The organism is Atribacter laminatus, from assembly GCF_015775515.1.
GTDB lineage: Bacteria > Atribacterota > Atribacteria > Atribacterales > Atribacteraceae > Atribacter > Atribacter laminatus.
Map to the genome: position 1 here is coordinate 625,222 of NZ_CP065383.1, position 22,122 is coordinate 647,343.

23 protein-coding genes are annotated in these 22,122 nt (G+C 37.9%); all 23 read right to left on the minus strand.

What is annotated here, in order from left to right; all coding sequences use genetic code 11:
- Positions 1 to 263: 263 nt before the first annotated feature.
- The 23 genes from glpK to RT761_RS03140 all read right to left on the minus strand — a co-directional run bounded on the left by glpK (position 264) and on the right by RT761_RS03140 (position 22,100).
- A complete protein-coding gene (glpK, locus tag RT761_RS03030) occupies positions 264 to 1,760 on the minus strand; it encodes a glycerol kinase GlpK (RefSeq protein WP_246465223.1) in 1,497 nt (498 codons plus the stop codon).
- A gap of 45 nt (positions 1,761 to 1,805) precedes the next feature.
- Positions 1,806 to 2,849 carry a zinc-dependent dehydrogenase gene (locus RT761_RS03035; protein WP_218112611.1) on the minus strand — a complete coding sequence of 348 codons (1,044 nt, stop codon included), beginning with the start codon at positions 2,847 to 2,849 and terminating at the stop codon, positions 1,806 to 1,808.
- Positions 2,850 to 3,061: 212 nt separating this feature from the next.
- Positions 3,062 to 4,018 carry an ABC transporter permease gene (locus tag RT761_RS03040; protein WP_218112612.1) on the minus strand — a complete coding sequence of 319 codons (957 nt, stop codon included), beginning with the start codon at positions 4,016 to 4,018 and terminating at the stop codon, positions 3,062 to 3,064.
- A 19-nt stretch (positions 4,019 to 4,037) separates the two neighbouring features.
- Positions 4,038 to 5,009: an ABC transporter permease gene (locus RT761_RS03045; protein WP_218112613.1), complete on the minus strand. Its 972-nt coding sequence runs from the start codon at positions 5,007 to 5,009 to the stop codon at positions 4,038 to 4,040.
- On the minus strand, positions 5,006 to 6,535 hold the full coding sequence (locus RT761_RS03050) for a sugar ABC transporter ATP-binding protein (protein ID WP_218112614.1): 1,530 nt from the start codon (positions 6,533 to 6,535) through the stop codon (positions 5,006 to 5,008). Before RT761_RS03050 ends, RT761_RS03045 begins: the two co-directional genes overlap by 4 nt.
- Before the next feature lie 122 nt (positions 6,536 to 6,657).
- Positions 6,658 to 8,061: a sugar ABC transporter substrate-binding protein gene (locus tag RT761_RS03055; protein WP_218112615.1), complete on the minus strand. Its 1,404-nt coding sequence runs from the start codon at positions 8,059 to 8,061 to the stop codon at positions 6,658 to 6,660.
- 178 nt (positions 8,062 to 8,239) lie between these two features.
- On the minus strand, positions 8,240 to 9,301 hold the full coding sequence (locus RT761_RS03060; protein ID WP_218112616.1) for a galactitol-1-phosphate 5-dehydrogenase: 1,062 nt from the start codon (positions 9,299 to 9,301) through the stop codon (positions 8,240 to 8,242).
- Positions 9,302 to 9,325: 24 nt separating this feature from the next.
- A complete protein-coding gene (locus RT761_RS03065; RefSeq protein ID WP_218112617.1) occupies positions 9,326 to 10,000 on the minus strand; it encodes a phosphate propanoyltransferase in 675 nt (224 codons plus the stop codon).
- A 15-nt stretch (positions 10,001 to 10,015) separates the two neighbouring features.
- Positions 10,016 to 10,660, minus strand: coding sequence for a deoxyribose-phosphate aldolase (deoC, locus tag RT761_RS03070; RefSeq protein ID WP_218113391.1), 645 nt, complete (start codon positions 10,658 to 10,660; stop codon positions 10,016 to 10,018).
- 175 nt (positions 10,661 to 10,835) lie between these two features.
- Positions 10,836 to 11,402, minus strand: coding sequence for a ribose 5-phosphate isomerase B (gene rpiB, locus RT761_RS03075; RefSeq protein WP_218112618.1), 567 nt, complete (start codon positions 11,400 to 11,402; stop codon positions 10,836 to 10,838).
- Positions 11,399 to 11,683, minus strand: coding sequence for a EutN/CcmL family microcompartment protein (locus RT761_RS03080; protein ID WP_218112619.1), 285 nt, complete (start codon positions 11,681 to 11,683; stop codon positions 11,399 to 11,401). The genes rpiB and RT761_RS03080 overlap by 4 nt, the downstream gene beginning before the upstream one ends.
- On the minus strand, positions 11,680 to 11,958 hold the full coding sequence (locus tag RT761_RS03085) for a EutN/CcmL family microcompartment protein (RefSeq protein ID WP_218112620.1): 279 nt from the start codon (positions 11,956 to 11,958) through the stop codon (positions 11,680 to 11,682). Before RT761_RS03085 ends, RT761_RS03080 begins: the two co-directional genes overlap by 4 nt.
- Positions 11,959 to 11,979: 21 nt before the next feature.
- Entirely contained in the window at positions 11,980 to 13,410 is a 1,431-nt protein-coding gene (locus RT761_RS03090; protein ID WP_218112621.1) for an aldehyde dehydrogenase family protein, read from the minus strand.
- 48 nt (positions 13,411 to 13,458) lie between these two features.
- Positions 13,459 to 14,244, minus strand: coding sequence for a triose-phosphate isomerase (gene tpiA, locus RT761_RS03095; RefSeq protein ID WP_218112622.1), 786 nt, complete (start codon positions 14,242 to 14,244; stop codon positions 13,459 to 13,461).
- A 17-nt stretch (positions 14,245 to 14,261) separates the two neighbouring features.
- Positions 14,262 to 14,816, minus strand: coding sequence for a BMC domain-containing protein (locus RT761_RS03100; protein WP_218112623.1), 555 nt, complete (start codon positions 14,814 to 14,816; stop codon positions 14,262 to 14,264).
- Between the two features lie 15 nt (positions 14,817 to 14,831).
- Entirely contained in the window at positions 14,832 to 16,154 is a 1,323-nt protein-coding gene (locus tag RT761_RS03105) for a 4Fe-4S dicluster domain-containing protein (protein ID WP_218112624.1), read from the minus strand.
- 17 nt (positions 16,155 to 16,171) lie between these two features.
- The gene (locus tag RT761_RS03110; protein WP_218112625.1) at positions 16,172 to 16,465 is read right to left on the minus strand and encodes a EutN/CcmL family microcompartment protein; all 294 of its coding nucleotides are present in this window, start codon (positions 16,463 to 16,465) and stop codon (positions 16,172 to 16,174) included.
- A 14-nt stretch (positions 16,466 to 16,479) separates the two neighbouring features.
- Positions 16,480 to 16,782 carry a EutN/CcmL family microcompartment protein gene (locus RT761_RS03115; RefSeq protein WP_218112626.1) on the minus strand — a complete coding sequence of 101 codons (303 nt, stop codon included), beginning with the start codon at positions 16,780 to 16,782 and terminating at the stop codon, positions 16,480 to 16,482.
- Between the two features lie 11 nt (positions 16,783 to 16,793).
- Complete coding sequence (locus RT761_RS03120) at positions 16,794 to 17,111, minus strand: BMC domain-containing protein (protein WP_281388029.1); 318 nt, start codon at positions 17,109 to 17,111, stop codon at positions 16,794 to 16,796.
- Between the two features lie 54 nt (positions 17,112 to 17,165).
- Positions 17,166 to 17,474, minus strand: coding sequence for a BMC domain-containing protein (locus RT761_RS03125; protein ID WP_281388030.1), 309 nt, complete (start codon positions 17,472 to 17,474; stop codon positions 17,166 to 17,168).
- Between the two features lie 301 nt (positions 17,475 to 17,775).
- A complete protein-coding gene (locus RT761_RS03130; protein WP_218112627.1) occupies positions 17,776 to 18,954 on the minus strand; it encodes a TIM barrel protein in 1,179 nt (392 codons plus the stop codon).
- A gap of 79 nt (positions 18,955 to 19,033) precedes the next feature.
- Positions 19,034 to 20,527 carry a rhamnulokinase gene (locus RT761_RS03135; RefSeq protein ID WP_218112628.1) on the minus strand — a complete coding sequence of 498 codons (1,494 nt, stop codon included), beginning with the start codon at positions 20,525 to 20,527 and terminating at the stop codon, positions 19,034 to 19,036.
- A 127-nt stretch (positions 20,528 to 20,654) separates the two neighbouring features.
- Positions 20,655 to 22,100, minus strand: a complete 1,446-nt coding sequence (locus RT761_RS03140) for an L-fucose/L-arabinose isomerase family protein (protein ID WP_218112629.1) — start codon at positions 22,098 to 22,100, stop codon at positions 20,655 to 20,657.
- Positions 22,101 to 22,122 lie beyond the last annotated feature (22 nt).

The window sequence follows — 22,122 nt, forward strand, 5'->3', positions numbered from 1 at the left end:
TCTGATCTTTAGAATTACTATGAACTTTTCATCTTTTTTGAATTTTAACATAAATACGGTAAGAACATCCTTGTCCATTGATAGTGGAAAAGAAATATCTTATTTCAATGCTACATTTTTGGCCAACAAAAATATTATTCATGAAAAAAAGACATCATTTTGAAAATACTCATTGAAAATTTGAAAATGATGTCTTTTCTACTATCAAAATACTGATGAATTAAAATTCTTAACCACATAAATAATTATAATTATTTATGTGGTTATTCAGCCCAACGCAGAGACCTCTCTACCGCTTTCTTCCATCCACGATAAAGTTCTTCTCTCTGACTTACATCCATTTCTGGATCAAAAACTCTATCCACCTTCCACATAGCTGAAATTTCTTCCCTATTTTTCCAAAAACCAACTCCGAGTCCGGCAAGATAAGCTGCTCCTAAGGCTGCCATTTCGGTGATTACTGGCCTAATTACTGGAACTCCCAAAATATCTGCTTGGAATTGCATTAAGAAATTATTTTTTACGGCGCCCCCATCGACCCGGAGAGAATCCAAGGGTTTTTTTAAATCAGTGACCATAGCTTCTAACACATCTCGCGTTTGATATGCCATCGATTCTAAGGTAGCTCGAACTACTTGTTCACGTGTCGTTCCTCGGGTTATCCCGATAATAAGACCCCGAGCATACATATCCCAATAGGGAGCACAAAGTCCGGTAAAAGCTGGAACGAGATATATGCCCCCAGTATTTGGAATTGATTGAGCCATAGCTTCAGTTTGTGCCGCATTCTCAATAATTTTGAGTCCATCCCGGAGCCACTGAACCGCTCCACCCCCATTAAAAACTAATCCCTCAAAGGAATATTCAATTTTTCCATCAATCCCCCAAGCTAAATCGGTTGTTAGCCCATGTTCCATTAAAATAAACTTCTCACCAATGTTCATCATCAAAGCTAACGCGGTTCCATAAGTATTTTTAGCCATCCCTGGTTTAAAACAAGTTTGACCAAAAAGAGCAGCATGTTGATCCCCAGCAACCCCAGCTATGGGTATTTCAACTCCGTCAAAAATGCTCTTATTCGTAATCGCCATAACGCCACTGGATGGTTTTGGTTCAGGAAAAATTTCCCGAGGAATTTCCATGATGTCTAATAATTCTTGATCCCAGTTTAGTTTTTGAACATTAAAAAGCATAGTTCGAGAAGCATTTGAATAATCGGTCACATGCATTCGTCCGCCACTGAGATTCCACATTAGCCAGGAATCAATATTCCCCATTATCAGCTCTCCACTCATCGTTCTTACCTTTACGCCTGGAACATTTTCTATAATCCACTTAATCTTGGAGGCGGAAAAATAAGCATCTATGGTTAGACCGGTTTTCTGACGAATTTTTTTTTCTAGACCCTTTTTTTTAAGGTCTTCACAAATGGACGCCGTCCGACGGCACTGCCAAACAATGGCATTATAGACTGGTTCCCCGGTTTTCTTGTCCCATATTATTGTAGTCTCACGCTGATCGGTAATACCTATCCCTGCAATCTGTGAAGCCTGAATCCCTCCTTTTTTCATGGCTTCTTTCGCACAGATTATGGTTGTATCCAAATATTCCTTTGGATTATGTTCAACCCAACCTGGCTCTGGAAAGATTTGATTTATTTCACGATAGGCGCTGGAAACAACCATTCCATCATGATCAACCAAAATGACTTTAGTTCCAGTCGTTCCCTGATCAATGGCCATTACAAAATTCCTTTCCAAAAAAAAATCGACCTCCTCGCTGAATGTGTTATATAAATAGTATTTTTAGGGTTTTATAACCACCTTAATGGCTTTCCCTTCTTTTGCCACATTCATCCCTTCCATGATCTGATCAAGGTGAAAAGTATGAGTTATATAACGACTGGCATCAACTCTTTTATTAGCTATTAATTCTAAAGCAAGACGGTTTTGGGATGCAGTTGATGCATGCGCCCCAAAGACACCAATTTCTTTATAGTGAATTAAATTACTGTCTAAGTGACCGATTGATTTATCTGGCGGCAAGCCGCCAAATAGGCTTACTCTTCCTTTTTTTGCCACCATTTTCAGAGCTTGATTTTGTGCTTCACCAACAGGGCAAGCAACAATCACAACGTCTGCACCATACCCATTGGTTTGAGATTGTGTTTCTTTCATTAAATCGATATTTCTGCTATCAATTGGAATAACATTTTTTCCTAAAGTCTCAGCATTTCTCAAGCGAGAGGGGACAACATCAGCCAGAAAAACTCGGGAAACTCCCTTCAACAAAGCTAATTCAGTATGGAATAGCCCAATTGTTCCTGCTCCAATAACGACAATTTTGTGTCCTAACCCAATACCAAGCGGTTCTTGACCATTTATACAACATGCCAAAGGTTCAGCTAATACTGCTTGATCGCAGGATAGTCCGGAAGGAAGTTTGTTTACATGGCCTTGTTTTATGGCTTTGGCAGGTACATTCATTAATTCTGCAAACCCACCATTAAACTCAAATCCTATCGTTTCTAAATTGGAACACATATTTGTAAATCCTGAACGGCAATAAAGGCACTCACCACATCCAATAGCAGGCGTGATTGCCACCGAGTCACCCAATTGATAACCACCAGTAACTTCAGGACCCATCTTTATAATTGTACCAACTACTTCATGTCCTAATATTCGAGGAGGCTTAACATGAGAACTCCCATACCACAACGTTCTTATGTCTGATCCACATATGGCACATGCATCAACTTTAATTAAAATTTCATCTTGTCCTACTTCCGGATCGGGAATTTCTTTCACAACAATTTTACCAATTTCTTGCATAACGGCCGCTTTCATATAAATTCTCCTCACTGATGATATTTCATACAACTTTTATAATTTACAAAGAGAGTTTTTTATTGAAGAAAAAAAATGAATATACTGATGTAGAAAACAAAAAAATTAAACATCTAAAACATAAATTTAATGTTGCTATAGAGTTTTTGATATTATTAAAGTTTAATGTCTATTCAAGACTTCTTTTTTTTATAGCAATCTTGTGTTTAAATCTACTTGACAATGCTCATCGTTTTTCTGTTTGCAGTAAGTATACTCATCCCTATAGCGATAAGGGCAAAAACAACTAGTTGAATATCGTGTCCAATTGCATTCATTGACATCCCAGCTTGTGTCCAAGTAATTAAGATAACACCTAGGATTGTTCTTTGTGGTCCTCCCGTCCCTCCAGCAAGGGAAGTACCACCTGCTATAACGCTGGCAAAAAGTGGTATACTCATATCTGCCCCCATCTCAATAGAACCTCCTCCAAATTGAGCCATATATAAGATCCCCGCTAATCCAGATAAAAACCCACTTAGCATAAATACATAAATCCTCTTCTTCACAACATTAATTCCGCAAAGAGAGGCAGCTGTAGGGTTACCACCAATTGCATAAATTTGTCTCCCAAAGGGTGTAGCTAGAGCTATGAATATACAAACACCCCAAATGGCTAAAGCCCAATAGAAAATTGAAGGTAATCCAGCTATAAATGTAACTGCAATCGACCGGAAAGCCCTATTACTGATAATATGGAGAAACCCTCGAGAAAGATACAAAGCTATCCCCTCGATAACCATTGACATTCCGAGGGTTGCCAAAAAAGAAGGTACCTTGAATTTCGCAAATAACAATCCATTTATAAAACCCATTGCTGTGCATGCCAATAAAGCTAGAGGAATTACCATTAGACCTAAATCATCAATATACAAAGCACAAATAATGGCACCAAGTTTTAGCATGCTCACTACAGAAAAGTCAAATGATCCAATCATTATCACAAAAGTTAAACCACAAGCAACTATTAAAAAATAGGACATTGCATAAACTAAGGTTACTCTGCCTTGAGGACTGAGAAAAAATGGGTTAATAATTTGGAAAATGGCAATAATCGCAATTGCAGCAATCACCGATGTTACCATGCCAACATTTCCATGGAACCATCTCGAAAGAGTTGAAGTCGCCATCTCTTTACCTCTCTTCACTTTACGTTATTGAAACTCCTCTTAATCCTCTAGAAGCCACTACGATAGATAGTACCAATAACAATCCTACGATCAATTGGAGTATTTCTGGGTTTATAAGCGATATATATAAACCTCGATATAGGACCACAAAAGCTAATGTACCAAGAATAGTTCTATCTGGTCCCCCACTTCCCCCGGTTAGCAGCGTGCCTCCGAAAACTATTGCCACAAGAGGCATAGTCATAGTATTCATATTTAAAGATAATGGTACTGATCCCCCTAAATGTTGAAATTGAATTATAGATCCGATTCCCGTAAATAAGCCACTCATCACAAAAGTTAAAATTTTATACCTATTTACATTTATCCCCGCTAATCGAGCGCCTTCTTCATTTGAACCAATTGCGTAAAGATAGGTACCTATTTTTGTACCCCTCATTAAATATATGGCAATTACAATAAGAGGAATTGTCCAGAATAATGCGGTAGGAACACGGGGTATCAATTCTCCGGTTAAAAATTCGTAACCCCGAACCATGCGAGGGTATCCACCTGATAAAATTGAAGTAAGTCCGGAATAAGCCGCCAATAAGCTCAAAGTTAAAATAAAGGAGGGAACTTTAGCTTTCACTTGGATTGTACCAACCATAAGACCGGTTAAGAAGCCCAATAATGGATAAATCAGAATTGCAAAGATTCCTAATGAAGGAGTTAAGTGCCAAACGAGCATACCTCCTAACATCCAGATACCAACGTAGGAAAGATCTAATGAGCCTATGGTAGCAACCATAGAAGGGCCAAGAGCAAATAAAATAATTGTTACAAACTGCCCTAAAATAGATGAGAGGTTCATAGGTGTAAGAAATCTTTTAGGAAAAATTATTGAAAATCCTGCAATGAGAACAATTAAAAGCGGGATAGAGGGATGAGTTTTAAAGATTCGGGTCCATGCCGGTGGTATCGCTTGCTTCCCATTCTGTGCACCGTTCATGTTGCTATTACCTCCCTAAACTCCTGATTCCCAAGCACTTTCTGAATTCTTCCTCCCTTTAAAGTAATAATTTTATTGCACAATGTTGTATATTCCTTGGGGTCATCACTTACCAAAATTATAGAAACACCCTTCCTTTTCAACTCTAAGAGTGCTTCGAAGATATCCTTTCTGGCTCCAACATCGATCCCAATGGTTGGATCTTCCAATAAAAGGATATCAGGCCTTCTTTCAAACCACTTTCCCACGGAAATTTTTTGTTTGTTGCCACCGCTCAATGATTGACAATCAGTTTCAATGCTTGGGGTTTTGATTTTAAAAGTGTCGACGATTTTTTCTGCCATTTTCTTTTCTGTATTGTAATTTAGGACCGGAAACCGCTTCTGTAATATTTTCTCTATATTCACTATCGAGATGTTTTTTCGCACTGTCCAGTTAAAAAATAATTGCTTTTCGGTTTCTCCACAAAAATACCCAATCCCCTTTATTAACCGAACATGGGGGAGCTCTCGAGTATCAGCTTTCTTTTCACCTACTATTAAGCTTCCCTTATCATAATTTAATATACCAGCGATGGTTTTTATAATTTCACTCTTTCCAGATCCAGCTGGACCAAAAAAACCAATACCTTCTCCCTTATGAAGATCAAAGGAAATATCATAATAACTCCCGTTCCTAGTTAAGTCTTTGGCAGATAAAACAATTTCTTCGTTGGTGTAATCAATGGTTTCATGGGCAGCGGTGTCTTCAATAAAATCTTTTCCAACAATAGCTTTGAAAAGATCTTTTTCAGTAACCTCTTCCTCTGATAAATTATAGTGATCTACCAATTCTCCATCTCTTAACACATAAATCCTATCGGTAAATTCTAGCACTTCATGCATGATGTGAGATACTAATACAAAAGAAGTGGTTTTTTTCATCTTTAAAATATAATTAAACAATTCCTGTCGTTCTTCAAGATTCAATGGTGCAGTTGGTTCATCGAGAATAATAACTGAAACTGCATCATTATCACCCTGCTCTAATCTAAGGGATAAAATCGCTTTGGCTATCTCGATCATCTTCTGGGTGGAAGGAGGTAAATCATACATAAAAGTTTCAATATCACAGTCAATATGAAATTCATTTAAAGTTTTCTTGGCAAAAGTTTTCATTTGTTCAATATCTAATTTCGTGTTGTGAACGTATTTATCCTCATGCCCAAGAAATAAATATTGGTAAACCTTTAAAGCTGGAATAACTCCTTTTTCCTGATAAACGATTCCAACCCCACGTTTGGCTGCCTCCTTGGGATTCTTAGGGAAAGTTGTTTTTGTACCAGTATAATACCATTCACCTTGATCAGGCGGATAAACACCAGCAAGAATTTTCATTAAGGTGGATTTTCCTGCACCATTTTCCCCTACTACTCCTACAACTTCATTTTTATAAATCCCAATGCTGACATCGCTTAGTGCTTGAACAACCCCACCAAAGGTTTTATTCACACCTTTCAATTCAACTATTGGAATATCTGTTCTCATGTTCTTGCTAATCCATCCTTCCTCAGTTTATCCCTATTCATTCAATTCGCAGGATAGCCATCTATCCTGTTTTCTAAAATCAACCCGAAGGCTATCCTGCGAGAAAAGCTAAAGCTATACGTTTATTTCCATATTGGGTCTACCTTAAGTTCTGGTGGGAATGTCTTTGCATATTCTTCAGCTTCTTCCCAGGTATCAGCTACGCTGAAATCAAGGAAGTATTCCATAAGTGCTATAACATGTTTTTTAAATGCGTCTACGCTGCCAAATTTCTCAAGTGATGCCGCATAAATAAAATTGTGTCTTCCAAGTTCTGTCCCTGCTCCAGCATGAATATCAAATTCTAAACCGAGCTCTTTGCATTTTGAATAAGACATCAATCGGAAGTCATAAGGATATTCAGGCTGTCTATCCTTCATTTTTTTCAATATTTTTTCCAAGTTTTCTTCGGTCGGACCAACTTTGAAATTCGGATGATCGTCAATTCCGGCAGCTTCAGCTAATTTTTCTAAATCACCGGGTTTTCCGTACACGCTCAATTCTGGTGCCTGGATCATTTCTTCGGGTAATGGATACCATTCTCCCACACACATATCATAGAGCATCGGAACAAGCCTCCCACCGTAATATGGAATATCAAAACCACAGGTGCAGAGGAAATTTCCTTGTAGTATTTCTTCAGCGGTAGTCATTTCCATGTCTCTTGAAGCTGTGAATGGACCAATGTTCAAACCTCGATCCTCAAGAGCTCTGAGAGCCCCAATGGTTACTGAATCATTGGCGCCCCACAATCCTTCATAATCCTGTCGAACCGCCAAAGCTGCTTCGGCTGCTTTTCGACCACCTTCATAATTCCATTCACCCCACTGATGACCTAAAGCCATAATTTCTGGATAGAGTTTCCAAGCCTGAAACACTCCTAAATTGATGAGAGCAGTTGAAATGGTTGCATTGGTTGTGCTGGCTTGTATGTGGAGGAATTTTGTTTTGCCGTTATCTCTCATTTTTTGGAATAACAGCACTAAAGGAAGGAAGGTTTGTTCGTCAGACATGGGCGTATTGTCAATAACCCAGTATGGTCCAAAATCACCAGGGAAGGTTTCGGCAGTTAAACCAAAATAGGTTGCTAAAAACACCTTATTATCGTTACATATTTTTGCCAGCTCGGGGATAATCGAAACCGATGGACAATTATAGATAATCGCTTTTGCTCCAGCAGCAATCATACTCTGGGTTTGTTGAATCCATTCAGCATCAGATGTCGCCAGTGAGCTACTAAACTGCAAACCAAGCTGCCGGCATGCTTGTTCTATCGATTGCAAAACCATCATTGAATATTCTTGCGATAAATGGAAGGTGATATGACCAACTAAAAAACTTTCTCCTGGCTCAGCATTTTTGTATTTTTGAGCTAATTCACGTCTCTGGCTTTCTGCATCATCTGCTGCTAAAGCCATCATACTAAATATCCCAATTATAAACACCAGAACACAAACAACCATGAACTTTTTATTTAACCTTGACATTGCTCTCCTCCTTAAAAATGATAATATCCATTCCAGCCTCAAAAAAGCTACTGAAATGATCGATTAAATTTTTTCTCGAACACATTTTTTAGAAACACATAACTTTTTAATCCTTTAAAAACTTTCAAAATCATTTCCCCCTATCTCATCCATCACCTCCAATTATTATTTTTAAGTCTCATAATTCTGGTTGAAACATCACCTTGGTAAATACTTCCTTTTTATAGAACATCATTTCGAACACTGATTGGCAATCCTCCAAACGAACTCGATGGCTGATAAGTGGTTTTACTCGTATTTTCCCGTTATTCATAAATTTTAAAGCGCTTTCCCATTCATTGATGGGGAGAGGCGCAATTGAAGAATTCCAGGATCCCAAAATAATTAATTCTCCTCTTAAAATGGCATTCAGTGCCTGGTTGGGGAGGATGAGGTCATCATAGGATATTCCGCAATATACCACTTTACCCATTTTGCTCACCGATAGTACCGCTTGAGGTTGGGTAAACTTACTTCCGGCTAATTCAATGGCAACATCGACACCCTTTCCCCCAGTATAATCCTGAATGGCTTTAACCGCATCGGTTGTTTTCCCGTTAATGGTTAAATCCGCACCTAAAGTTTTGGCTAAATTTAGTTTTTCGTCAAAAATATCTACTGCAACAACATTGGTACAACCTAAGTTTTTTAGCCATTGAACTGCCACAAAACCAATTGCTCCCAATCCAAAAACCACAGCTGATTGACCTGCTTCCACACCGGCTTTCCGAACTGCATGTAATGCCACACTTACCGGATCGGTCATAGCTCCCATCTCATAATCAACATTTTCCGGAAGCTTTAAAACATTCCTCTCGTTGACCAAGATGTATTCAGCCATTGCCCCAGGTATACGAGAACCATAATATTCATAATCGTCACAAAGGGTATATTCTCCAATTCGGCAATAATCACATTGGCCACAAGGAACTAAAGGCATAATCGTTACACGATCAGCCACTTTAGTCGTTTTAACGTCTAACCCAATTTCAACGACTTCACCGGCAAATTCATGACCGATGATGATCGGCATTTTATGAGCTCCCTTTACCATAACCCTGGCAATATCTGATCCACAAACTCCGCAAGCATGAACTTTTATTAAGACATCATGTGGGTTTTGAACGACAGGAATTTCAGTATTTACACACTCCAGATGACCAGGTGATACCAAAGTCACCGCTCGCATGGAAGACTTCATTATAAAACCTCCTCTTTATCTCTTTCACTTGAATAGTATTCGGCAGTAAGTTGTTCCTTGAACATTCGCTGCATTGGCTTCTTCAATGTCAATATGAAAAGCCAGCTTACATTTATTCGATACTCGAATAATTACATCTTTAAAAATTACTCCATTTTCCCCTTCGGTTTCCACTTTCACTCGTTGATTATCTTTTACTTGGTATTTTTCCGCATCTTCTGGTGTCATATGGATATGTCGTGCAGCACGTATGGCTCCCTCTGGGAGATTTATTGCTCCCTTTGGACCTATCATAGTTATAGATTGAGAGCCTACTACATCCCCTGATAAACGGGTTGGAAGACTTACTCCTAAGGTATAACCATCGGTCACCGTTAACTCAGCCTGGTTATAAGCTCTCACTGGACCGACAATTCTGACATTTTCAATCATTCTCATTTTAGAACTCACTAAGGTTACCTTTTCATCACTAGCAAACTCACCTGGTTGGGATATATCTCGAACCTTAGTTAGCTGATAATTCTGGCCAAATAAAGCATCTAAGGCTTCTCGGGTTAAGTGTACATGACGATTGGAAACCTCAACTGGGATAGTATAATCTTGATTTGATGTTAACCCAGCGTCAGCTAAATATTTATAGACTGTTTCGGTTATAATTTCGGTTAATAATTGGTTTTTATCTCGGTTTTTTTCTTCCATAAAATTTTAAATCCTTTAACCATTAACAATTTTTACACCCGAACTTGTTCCCAGTCGAGTTGCTCCAGCTGCAATCATGGCTTTGGCTTCTTCAAAATTATGAATTCCACCAGCTGCTTTGATTCCCATTTTGGGTCCTACTGTTCTTCTCATGAGAGCAACATCGTGAACTGTTGCACCTCCACCTGCAAAGCCAGTAGATGTTTTAACAAAATTATATCCAATTTTTTTGGCTAATTGACAGGCAATAACTTTTTCATCGTCAGTTAAAAGAAAGGTTTCAATAATAGCTTTAGTTATTGTTGTTTGCCGACAAGCCCTCTTGATTGCTCGGAGGTCATCTTCCACCATTTTTATGTTTCCTGATTTCATAGCACCGATATTAATTACCATATCAATCTCATGAGCTCCATCTTCAATGGCCTGTCTCGTTTCATAGGCTTTACTTTTTGGGTCATTCGCTCCTAATGGAAAACCCACAACAGTGCATACTTTAACTCCAGTACCTCGAAGCTTTTTAGCACAATAGCCAACCCAGTATGGTTGAATACAAACTGAACAAAAATGATACTGGATAGCCTCCTGACAAAGCTGATCAATCTGGCTTTGTTTGGCATCTGGCTTTAAAAGGGTATGATCAATATAAGGAGCTAAATCCATAGGAGAATTGATAATTATTCCACTCTCATATTCAGAGACGGTTCCTTTGCCCTTAATAACAGGAGCTTCTTTCGTATGAGTTATCTCATTGAACCTCTTAATGACTTCTTGAGTTATTTTCGTAATCAGTTCTTCCTGGTTCATAATGAACTCCTTAAATAGAGTTTTTTAAAGTTTATAAATATTTTTTTTCAACTTCCATCATTTTATTAATTCTTTTCCAATGCCTTCCACCAGCAAATCTGGTTTCGAGCCAAACTTTTACCATTTCATAAATTTGCTCAATAGAGTGAAGAGGACCGCCCAAAGTAAGCAAATTTGCATCATTATGTTCACGGCTATTCACAATGGTTTTTAAATCGTAACACATAGCCGCTCGAATTCCCCTCACTTTATTACATACCATACATGACCCTATTCCTGCTCCATCAATCATTATCCCTCTTTCGCAATCCCCATTTTTAACTTTTAATGCAACTTTGAGAGCAAAATCAGGATAGTCAACACTCTCGGTATTATATGTTCCAACATCAGTTACTCGATAACCTAATTCTTTTAAAAAAACTATCAACTTTTCTTTTGATTCGAATCCTCCATGATCGGACCCAATTGCTATACGTAACACTTTATCTTTGGTATTTAAAGGGAGAGTGTCTGGTTGATTGGTAACGGTAGAAGAATATAAACCATTAACTACGTTGTTCAAGATACGAATAGAGTTTTCCGAATCTTTTTTCATCATTTCTCTCCTCTTTTATCGGTTTGTATTTCATCAACAATACCCACGATAATTGAACGAATTGGGGCAGTTGTATTTTCAAGAACTGTACGCGCTGAGTTCCCTTCATCCATTACCAATACGATATCTCCCACTCCAGCTTGAACAGTATCAAGCGCTAAAAGGCTTTTTCCTTTTGGTTTCTCTTCAATATCAACCGGTTTAACTAACAACAATTTGAAACCTTTAAATATATCTAATTTCATTGTTGAAACGACTTGTCCAATTACCTTCGCTAAAATCATTTTGTATCTTCCTCAGTATATAAATTATCAATAATACCCATTACCGTTAAATCGGATGGATTAAACCAATTGGTTAAACCCAGGGCAGCTTCTCTGCCTCCTTCATAAAAAACTATATCATTTAAGCCTGCTTGAACTGCATCACATGCAACAACCGGAGTTCCTTCTTCCTTTAGAGTTTCATTCAGTGGTTGTATTAACAACAGTTTAATCCCATTTAACGAATCCACTTTTTGGTCACAAACCACTGTTCCAATAACCTTTCCTATCTTCATATTACTCCCTCTGATTTCCGATTAAACAATTCGGAAATAATCAACTAAAGTACACCGCCGTTCTCTAGTAAAAGTTCGAGGCCGGGTAAGACCTTCCCCAGTTGGGCTAGCAATAGTAAACGATGTAAAACCTGCACCTTCAAAACCTAAACCACAGTAACTTGGTCCATTTTTAATAAAAATTGAACAATCCATAAGCTTTGCCATAGCGCTGAGATTCGCAACGTTTTTTGAATGCATAATAGCAGTATGACGAAAACCATGTTCACATTGAACCGCAAATTGAATTGCCTCTTCGACGCTATTAAAACGAACGAATGGCATAACTGGCATAAGTTGCTCGGTCCACACTAATGGATGATTGGATTCAACTTCGCACAGGAGTAATCGAATATCATCAGGAAGATTCAAGCCAATTTCTTTAGCTATGAGGTTAGCATTCTTCCCAACAAATTTTTTGTTAGGTGCTCCTTCTTGACCTGGAGCACCAGGTTTATCAATAATAATTGGGGTAATTTTGTCAATCTGACTTTTATTCAGTTCATAAGCTCCATTCTTTTTTATTTCCTCTTTTAAACGATCAGCAATGCTTGAAACTGCAAGAATTTCTTTCTCACAAATACAAATAATGTTGTTATCAAATCCAGCACCCCTGACAATATCACGACCAGCCTTGAGGATATCGGCAGTTTCATCAACAACACAAGGAGGATTCCCAGGACCGGCAGCAATAACTTTTTTCCCACTATTCATGGCTACTCTTACAACTGCAGGTCCTCCGGTTACAACCAATAAACGGATTTTGGGATGCTTCATCATGGTCTGCGCTGTTTCAAGGGTAGGGTTTTGAATTGCTGTTATCACATTTTCCGGACCACCAGCATCAATAATGGCCTGATTTATGAGTGAGATTACAGTACAAGAACATTTTTTTGCGTTGGGATGAGGGTGAAAAACGACAGTATTTCCACCAGCGATCATACTTATTGCGTTATTTACGACCGAAGTTGTTGGATTTGTTGAAGGAATAATTGCTCCAATCACTCCATAAGGAGCTCTTTCCACCAAAGTCATTCCGTGGTCATCAGTATAAGCAATGGGTTCTAGATCTTCAACTCCAGGCGTTTTAAGAGCAACCAATTTGTGTTTTTCAATTTTATCTTCCACCCGACCAAATCCAGTTTCCTCAACAGCCATTTTGGATAAACTATCCTGATTGGACATTACTATCTTTCTTATCTGTCGAATCATCTCTTTACGATGGTCAAGAGTAAGTTGATGTAATTGATAGAAGGCTTTCTCTGCTGCATCTATGGCTGACTCAATAGTAGGAAACAATCCCCTGTTTCCCTGTTGGGTTAAGGGTTCTTGCTCAACGATTTCCTGGTTATTTTGTATTTGCTTAAGTATTCTCTCAACGATCACCTTAACTTCAGTTTCACTAATATCCATCGATGACCACCTATAGATTTTTTAAATTTTTTTAAAAATATGAGCAATTTATTCCTGTTTTTTCTCTTTTTGCACATTTTCAGCTATCTGAACCAGAGAACTGAAACTATCAATATTTAAACTTGCTCCCCCTATTAATCCTCCGTCAACGTCTTTTTGGCTAAGAATTTCTTGAGCATTTTTGGGATTCATGCTCCCTCCATATAAAATTCGAATGTTGAAAGCCATTTCATTCGATGAGGTAAATTCTTTTATGACCCCACGTAGGTAAGCATGAACTTCTTGAATCTGTTCTTTGGTTGCGCTTTTCCCCGTTCCAATAGCCCAAACCGGTTCATAGGCAACGATAATCGAAGATAACTTCTCATTATCAATACCCTGCAAACCGAAAAGGATTTGCTGGTTAAGAACCAAAAAGGTTCTCCCTTGCTTTCTCTCTTCCCATGTTTCCCCAACGCATAAAATTGGTATAAGATGATTTTTTAAAGCAGCAGTAACTTTTTTATTTATAATTTCATCAGTTTCATGAAAATATTGCCTTCGCTCTGAGTGACCAATAATGACATAAGTGCAACCGGCATCTAAAATCATTCCTGGAGATATTTCTCCGGTGTAAGCACCGGATTCTTCAAAAAAGACATCCTGAGCTCCCAATCGAATTTGAGTATTTTGAATCTCACCATTTACCGTTTCTAAAACCGTAAAAGGTGGAGCCACCATTATATCGACAGACGGAAAAAGCTTGGTTTGCTCAATAACTCCTCTTATGAGCTCAAGCGCTTCCTGGCGATACATATTCATTTTCCAGTTGGCTGCTATGAGAAACTTGCGCAAAATAAACCACCTTATAATTAAAAAATAAAATAATTCCGAATACCTGGATCAGGATTGGGAATAATAACTTCTTTACAAAGAAGACCCTTTCCACTAATAACTTCAACTGCAGCATGAACAGCTGCTTCAACTTCATGAATGTCACCAATTATTTTTATGTAAGACTTACCTCCCATACCAGTAGCCAAACGAACTTCACTTACTAAAACACTGGCGGTTTTAGCTGCAACATCAGCCGCACTAATACTAGCTACTACGGAAAAAGATTCAATTACAGCTACAGCATCCCAGATTTCACATTCAACCGCTCCGGTTATTGCTGGAATTACCTGGGTATGGAGATTTGGGATAAAAAGCTCATCAACAACATATCCTCCTCCTATCTCCTTCCCTCGAGATAGAGCCGCATCAACGGCTGCAACCTCTCCACTCACAATAACAACAAATTTTCCCGGACAAATGGTTTTGGCGTCAATAATTTGGATCGGCGCAGCCTTTATCATTCCATCCAGTGCTTGCAACCCCACGGCAATGCTGTTGAGTTCCAGAACTCCTAAAACAATAATTCCCATAATATTCAGTTCCCTCTATCCTTTTATGATGACTCTCTCATTATTAACTAAGGTTACCCGACCAGAAATACTAGCATGCACCCTGGCTCCAAGACTTCCAGAAGGAATCTCACCAACAAGAGCACCTTCTTCAATCAGGTCACCTTCACGGACAACTGGAATTGAGTTATCACCTATATGTTGTTTCAATAAAATTTCAACTCGTTTAGGAATGGTTTCTATGGCTGATTTAATTTCTTTCTGGTCATAGCGACTAATATGAAGTCTCTCTTTGATTCTTGAAACAGGAATTTTTCTATTGATAAGATCATTCACTCTATTTTGCTGGTTTTTTAATGTTAATTGAGGACGATAGTTCGCTTCAGTCAAACTGGTTTTAATGGCATGATTAATCATTCGAGGCGAAAGATCCATTGGACACGCAAAAACTTCGCACAAACCACATTCACTGCACAAAAATGCATTCTCTATCACTTCCGGTGGAACATCTAAACCAAAATTGATATTTCTCATTATTTTGTGAGGATATAACTCATGGCCTAAAAGATATCTTGGACATAATTCAGTACAATAGGTGCACTGACAACAAGCAGCCTTGCTTTGCTTGACGACCCACGACATTGGCATACTTTTCCGGCGCACTAAATAATGATCTTGGGGAAGGATAATCAATCCGGTCATGGTTTTAGTTATTGGAGAATTTAAGTCTTTTTCAACATAACCCATCATTGGACCTCCTACGATCACCACAAGATCCTCAACTAAAACCCCACCACATTCGGAGATTACCTCTCCTATCGACGTCCCAATTCGTGCTATGACCACTGTGGGTTCCCTAACTTCACCAATGCAAGTTAAGGTACGCTTGATAACCGGTTTCCCTAAAGTTGCAAAATAAATATTCCTGAGTGTTTCTACATTGCTTACCAAACATCCTACAGACGTTGGAAGCTGGCCTTGAGGAACAACCCTCCCAGTTACCATATAAACTAAAATCAGTTCATCTCCAGCTGGATAAAAATCATCAAGTAAAGCAAGAGTTATGTTATCTTGGTCAGAAATGATAGACTTTATCCGTTCCACGATCTGAACTTGCTTTTTTTTCAGGGCGATGATTCCTTTTTTAGCACCAGTAGCTTGTAAAACAAGCTTTAAACCCTGGATAACATCATCCCCATGTTTGTTTAATATATATTTATCATTAAATAAAAGAGGCTCGCATTCGGTGCCATTAGCTATCACTATTTCTACTTGATTTTCAAGTTTGACATGAGTAGGGAAACCTGCCCCTCCTGCTCCAACAACACCCATCTGCTTAATGGTTTCAATCAAATCCATTATCATATCATCCAATTTTATTTATTTTTCCGATACAAAAATTGATTATTACCTTCGACCAAATCAACAATCCCTATAATCACGCAATCAACCGCTTTTTGATAGGTATCTCGGGTTTGACGTGCCGAGCTTCCTTGGGAAATTAGCACCATTTCACCATACCCAGAACCAACCAAATCAATAGCCACATGGAACTCATTAAGCAAATCGCCATTCGGCTGACATGACTGGACCAAAAGGTACCTTTTCCCCTGCATTCCGTCATTTTTTTGAGTACTTACTACAGTTCCGAGAACTTTTCCAAAATTCATTTTTGCCTCTTTTTTTATCCGGTTTGATCTTTTTGATAGGCGTATGACCCTTTTATTTCGATGGCATCTACTATTGCGACAATAGTTGCATCACTTGGTTTCCCTTCAGTTACTGCTGTCATTCGGGAACTGCTCCCAGCGACATAGAAAACAACTTCACCAATTCCAGCCCCAACACTATCCATAGCTACTAGGTAATCTCCACTACCTTGTAATGTCGTTGGATTAATCTTTTCCAAAAGCAGGAACTTTATACCTTCAATTTTGGGTTCTTTTCTTGTGGATACAACATTTCCAATTACTTTCGCTAATATCATTTTTCAGCCTTTCATAAAACAACTTTCGAAGAGCTCTTTGCTTGACCTCTTCCCAAAGGAAGAACTTCATCAACATTAACATGCGGACGAGGAATAATATGAACAGAGATCACTTCACCAACTTTCTCAGAAGCCGACTGACCGGCATCAAGTGCAGCACGCACTGCAGCTACATCACCACGAATGACTGCTGTGACGTATCCACCACCAGTTTTTTCATAACCAACTAGCTCGACCCGAGCAGCTTTTACCATAGCATCAGATGCTTCAACCATTGCAGCAAAACCACGAGTTTCAATCATGCCTAAGGCATCGGTGTAAATATCCATTCTTCTCACTTCTCCTCATCAGTAAATATTTCTCTTTACTTATCAACTATTTATTTACTTCTTTGAGCTCTTTGCTTGACCTCTTCCCAAAGGAAGAACTTCATCAACATTAACATGCGGACGAGGAATAATATGAACAGAGATCACTTCACCAACTTTCTCAGAAGCCGACTGACCGGCATCAAGTGCAGCACGCACTGCAGCTACATCACCACGAATGACTGCTGTGACGTATCCACCACCAGTTTTTTCATAACCAACTAGCTCGACCCGAGCAGCTTTTACCATAGCATCAGATGCTTCAACCATTGCAGCAAAACCACGAGTTTCAATCATGCCTAAGGCATCGGTGTAAATATCCATTCTTCTCACTTCTCCTCATAATATTGTTTTCTTAATATTAATTAAATGCTTTAAATAATAACATTTTTTAAACTATTTAAGGACTAAACTATATACAATTTCATTTTTTACTCTTTTCAAAAAAAAATATAGCATTTATCTTTATAAAACCACCCATTTTTTCCGTTTTTTAAAAAAAGTTTTTTTTCATTTCTAAAGCGATTCATATTTTACTAATGTTATAATAATAACATCTATTGTAATTAATTTAACAGAAATAAAAAACAAAGTCAATAGCAATAAAAGGAAATTTTTATTGCTTTTATTTCAACAAAACATCCAAAGATAAACCATCTTGAGGAATATATTCTCTCCAAAACTCAACGGATTCTCTTAATCGATCAACAATTTGTTGTGGATAGTCAATAGAACTATTAAATATTTCAAACGTTAAATAAATCGCTTTACAACGTGGGGGCAAAAGCGGGTTCTCAGGTTCTTCATAAGAACGGGCAATTGCTTGAAGAACTTTTTTCGGATGAACAATACCGTTCAAATTATTCTCCCGAGTAAAGGGCTGATGCGAGGATGTTTTCCCATTCGTTTGTTGCAAATGAATAATTGGAGAATAACATCCCAATAATTTTAGCCAAGAATAAAGGTCACCATCAATTGGTTCAGCAAATAGATAAGAATATCGATCCATTTCGGCTTCAATGAGGTCCAAGAGAGTTGGTTTAAAAAGAAATGATGATTTTCTGCTTTCAATTACCAGTTTTCTAATTGAATTAGAACCAAGCCAATAGTTCGTCAACGACTCATTACCGTGAAAACCGGAGAATATCTCTTCTAACTGTTCTTGGTTTGGTCGTAAAAAACGACCTTGACCAACCATGTGCCCGGTATCAAGGGCAATATAAGAAGGTAATTTTGATCTTTTAAAAACCTCTTTTAAATATTCAAAAGTACCACTTATAGTCCAAGGATATTGATGAGGACTGTACATCTGTTCAAGCATGAGAATGACCGGTGATTGACTCGAAGCAAACTTAACTAAATGAGAAATTGTGTCAAAAAGAAGATTTTTTGTTTCTCGGTAGATTTCGGGATCTTGAAGGGTAGGTTCAGAAAAAGCATGAACAAAAAAACCTAATCCAGCATTTAAAGAAGAGGCTACCTGAATGATTTCTTTGAACCATTGGTTAACCAAACGTTCACGAATTCTTCGATCAGGATGAAGTAAACCTAAGGTGCGGTAGGTAGAATATCCGGTAAAAAAATTGGCAATCTTCGATTGGTGCTTTTTTTGGCTTTCTTCTACTTTTTGAACCCAATCTTTTAAATAATCTTTTCCCCCATAAAAAGGATCACACTCGTTATCAGCACTTGCCTCAATATAAGAAATCCCAATCTCTTTTGAAATCCTCATCCAATCTTCGGGTTCAGTCCATCTTTTTATACCAAAACAATTATCTAATGTTAAATAAATTTTAGGATACATTTCGGATTTCTCCAATCAATAATCGAGATGACTCAACAATATTTATTGTTAACAGTCCTTCCAAATGGAAAATACCACGCTATTTTTCTTGAGATGATAAGAGACGGATATATTTTTCGTAAGCACTATCCCAGTATTTTTTATCTCCAGGTTCATATTGATCAATTTTTGAAGAACGAAGTGAAATTTCTCTCCCTTCCTTTAGGCTTTCCACCTCCCTATCGGCCTTTAACTGCATGATTAAATTTCCCATTGATGTTGTTTCGGTCGGTCCAGCTATGACTGGGATTCCCTTTGCATCGGCAATCCACTGACAAAGCATTTTGTTCTGAACTCCTCCACCAACAATATGGAGAAGTTTAAGAGGATGCCCACTCATTTCTTCAAGTAATTCTAAATTGTATCGAAACTTTAAGGTCAAACTTTCATAGAAGCAACGAGCTATATCACCCATAGAATTTGGTATTTTCTGACCTCTTTGTCGGCAGTCTTCCTGAATAACTTTAGGCATATCTGCCTGAGGTAAACCAAAAATTGGATTATCAACATCAATAAAGGTTTTAGATGGTCCAACTTGAACTGAAGCTTGAACAATTTCGTCCCAACTTAAATTATTTCCAAATTCACTTCTCCAACGATTCCGACATTGCTGAATGATCCACAAAGAGGTTATATATTTCACTAGCATATTTTTTCCTTCTGGGATTGCGTTGTTTCCAAAATCCGATAAAAAAACTTGATCGGATATAATTGGTTGGTCGGTTTGCATCCCCATAATTCCCCAAGTTCCAAGGCTTATAAAAGCCCAATGCTTACCCTCATCAATGACTGGTATTCCTGCTACTGCCGATGCGGTATCATGGGTTGCTGGAACAATAACTGGAACAGGATGAATCCCAAATTGGTCGCAAATACTGGTTTGTATTTCACCAATTCGATCACCAGGCATAACTATTTCATTTAGTATTGATGGAGAAATGCCAATTCGATTAAGAATCTTTTCCTCCCAGTTTCGTTTATACTGATTGCATAAAAGTGTCATAGTCGCATTCGTGTATTCGTTACAAGCTCTTCCAGTTAAAAAATAATTTAATAAATCGGGTATCATGAGCATTTTCCGCCCGCTTCTTAATTCTAAAGCATTTTCATATTTAAAGGAAAAAAGTTGAAATATGCCCATTATTTCATTGGTTGAACCTGCTGAAAGCTCAAATAATTCTCTCTGAGGAAGAATATCATATAAAAGCTTGGAGCGGTCATGACGATTTTTATCTCGATAAGTTACCGGATTAGATACTAATTTTCCCCTCTCGTCAATAAAACCAAAATCACATCCCCAGGTAGAAATTGCTAAAGATTGAACATCAGGGTATTTTGACAAAGAAGCTTTTAGTCCATTTATCAGTTCAGAAAACAGGTGGAGAATATCCCAATATATCGTATCAGTTACATATATTGGACCATGTTCAAATCGATGGGTGACATCCATCGTCACTCTTTTCCCATCAAAATGTGCAACCATCGCTCTTCCGTTGCTCGCACCAAAATCAAATATTAGATAATTTTTTTCCATTGCAACCTTTCCTCCAGCCTTACTGTCATAGATACCTTAAAGCTCTTTCTCTCATTAATCTTATAAAAACAAAAGAATTCCCCTCCTTAATCTTTTATAATTTCTAATTATGATAGAAACTAATTATCTATTGAACAACAACCCACTCAATTCCAGCAGCATTACAAAATACTTTTAATTCTTCTATCCAATTCCCATAGGTCCCATGAATATGGTTACAGTTGATTGCTTGAATAAAGGATTCCATATCACAATCCATACGACAAAAAGCATGTGGCCAATTATCCTGTTCAATCGCTGCAATTCTTTCGTTTTCCTCGGCTCCAAAAGAAACAAATTCTCCATGAACTATGACCATTTTATAATGATTTGGAGACCCGCTTCTTGTGAGACGGGCAAGTGTTACTTCGCCAGGTTGAGCAATATGATAAACTGATGGACCACCGGCTGGATAATAGAAACCTTGAGGACGAAATTCAACATTTTTTAAGTTTTCAACTGGATCTTTACTTTTACCCGCAAAATATGTAGCATGAGTCCCAGAATTACAGAAATCCCAGATATTTATCTCGGGGTAATAACTTCGAATATCAGCAAAAAGAACTGGAAGATTTGATATAAGATGGAAAACTTTCATAGTTAAGGCTGCATCCATATCAGCTTCAGTTGAACATATAATTGGTTCATGTGGTTCGCCTGCCGGACCATAACAGTCATTTAAAAACGCTTCAGCAATATCGGATGTTGAATAATGTTCAGTAAGTTCCCTCTGTCCTTTGATTCCACAAAAATCATAATCAAATTCTTCGCACAAACTTTTCATCCCATAATACATTGCAATCGACCGTTTAAAAAGTTCTTCGGTTAATTTTCCCTTGGAAGAGTTATCTGTCCAGTGAATCTTTTTTATATGTTTTTGAAGGTATTGAGAAGCTTTTTGAACCTTATCTCGGTTTTTTAATTCGATTTCTGTTCTTCTTACTAACTCCATTTGGTCAACATGGTCAACATCAATCCCAAATTTCTCCATCCACAATGCAGGATCAGATACTGCAGTATCGATTGAAAGAGATCGCCCGCCTACATTTACATAAGTAAGACCTTTTAAACGGTTATAAGTAGAAACACCTAATATGCATTCTCGAAGTCGTTGGTAAATTTTTGGATCATTTAAATCCCCAAAAATCTTATGAAAAGGAATCCCAACCTGGTCCAAGGAACCAGCATTAGCCAACATTCCTACCATTGCTGGAAAACCTGGATTGAGATTTGCGTACAAAATTATTGGTTTAGGGCAAAACTGAGCTGCAACCCGGGCAAAACCTGGCCACGCCCAAACACAATAATTGAAAATTACACAATCAACATCTTCATGGGCCATCATTCTCCCATATTTTACAGCTAAAGAATTTTTCCAGATGACTTCCTCTCCCACAACAACATCAAATCCATCTTTCACCAGAGTTTCTTTTACTTTTGCCTGGAACTGAGCATTTACAGCTTCTAAGTCTTTTTTTAAAAATTCTCGTCCATCTCCAAATGTCAGAACACCAACTTTTATTTTTTTTGCCATTTGTTTGCCTTCCTTATTCATT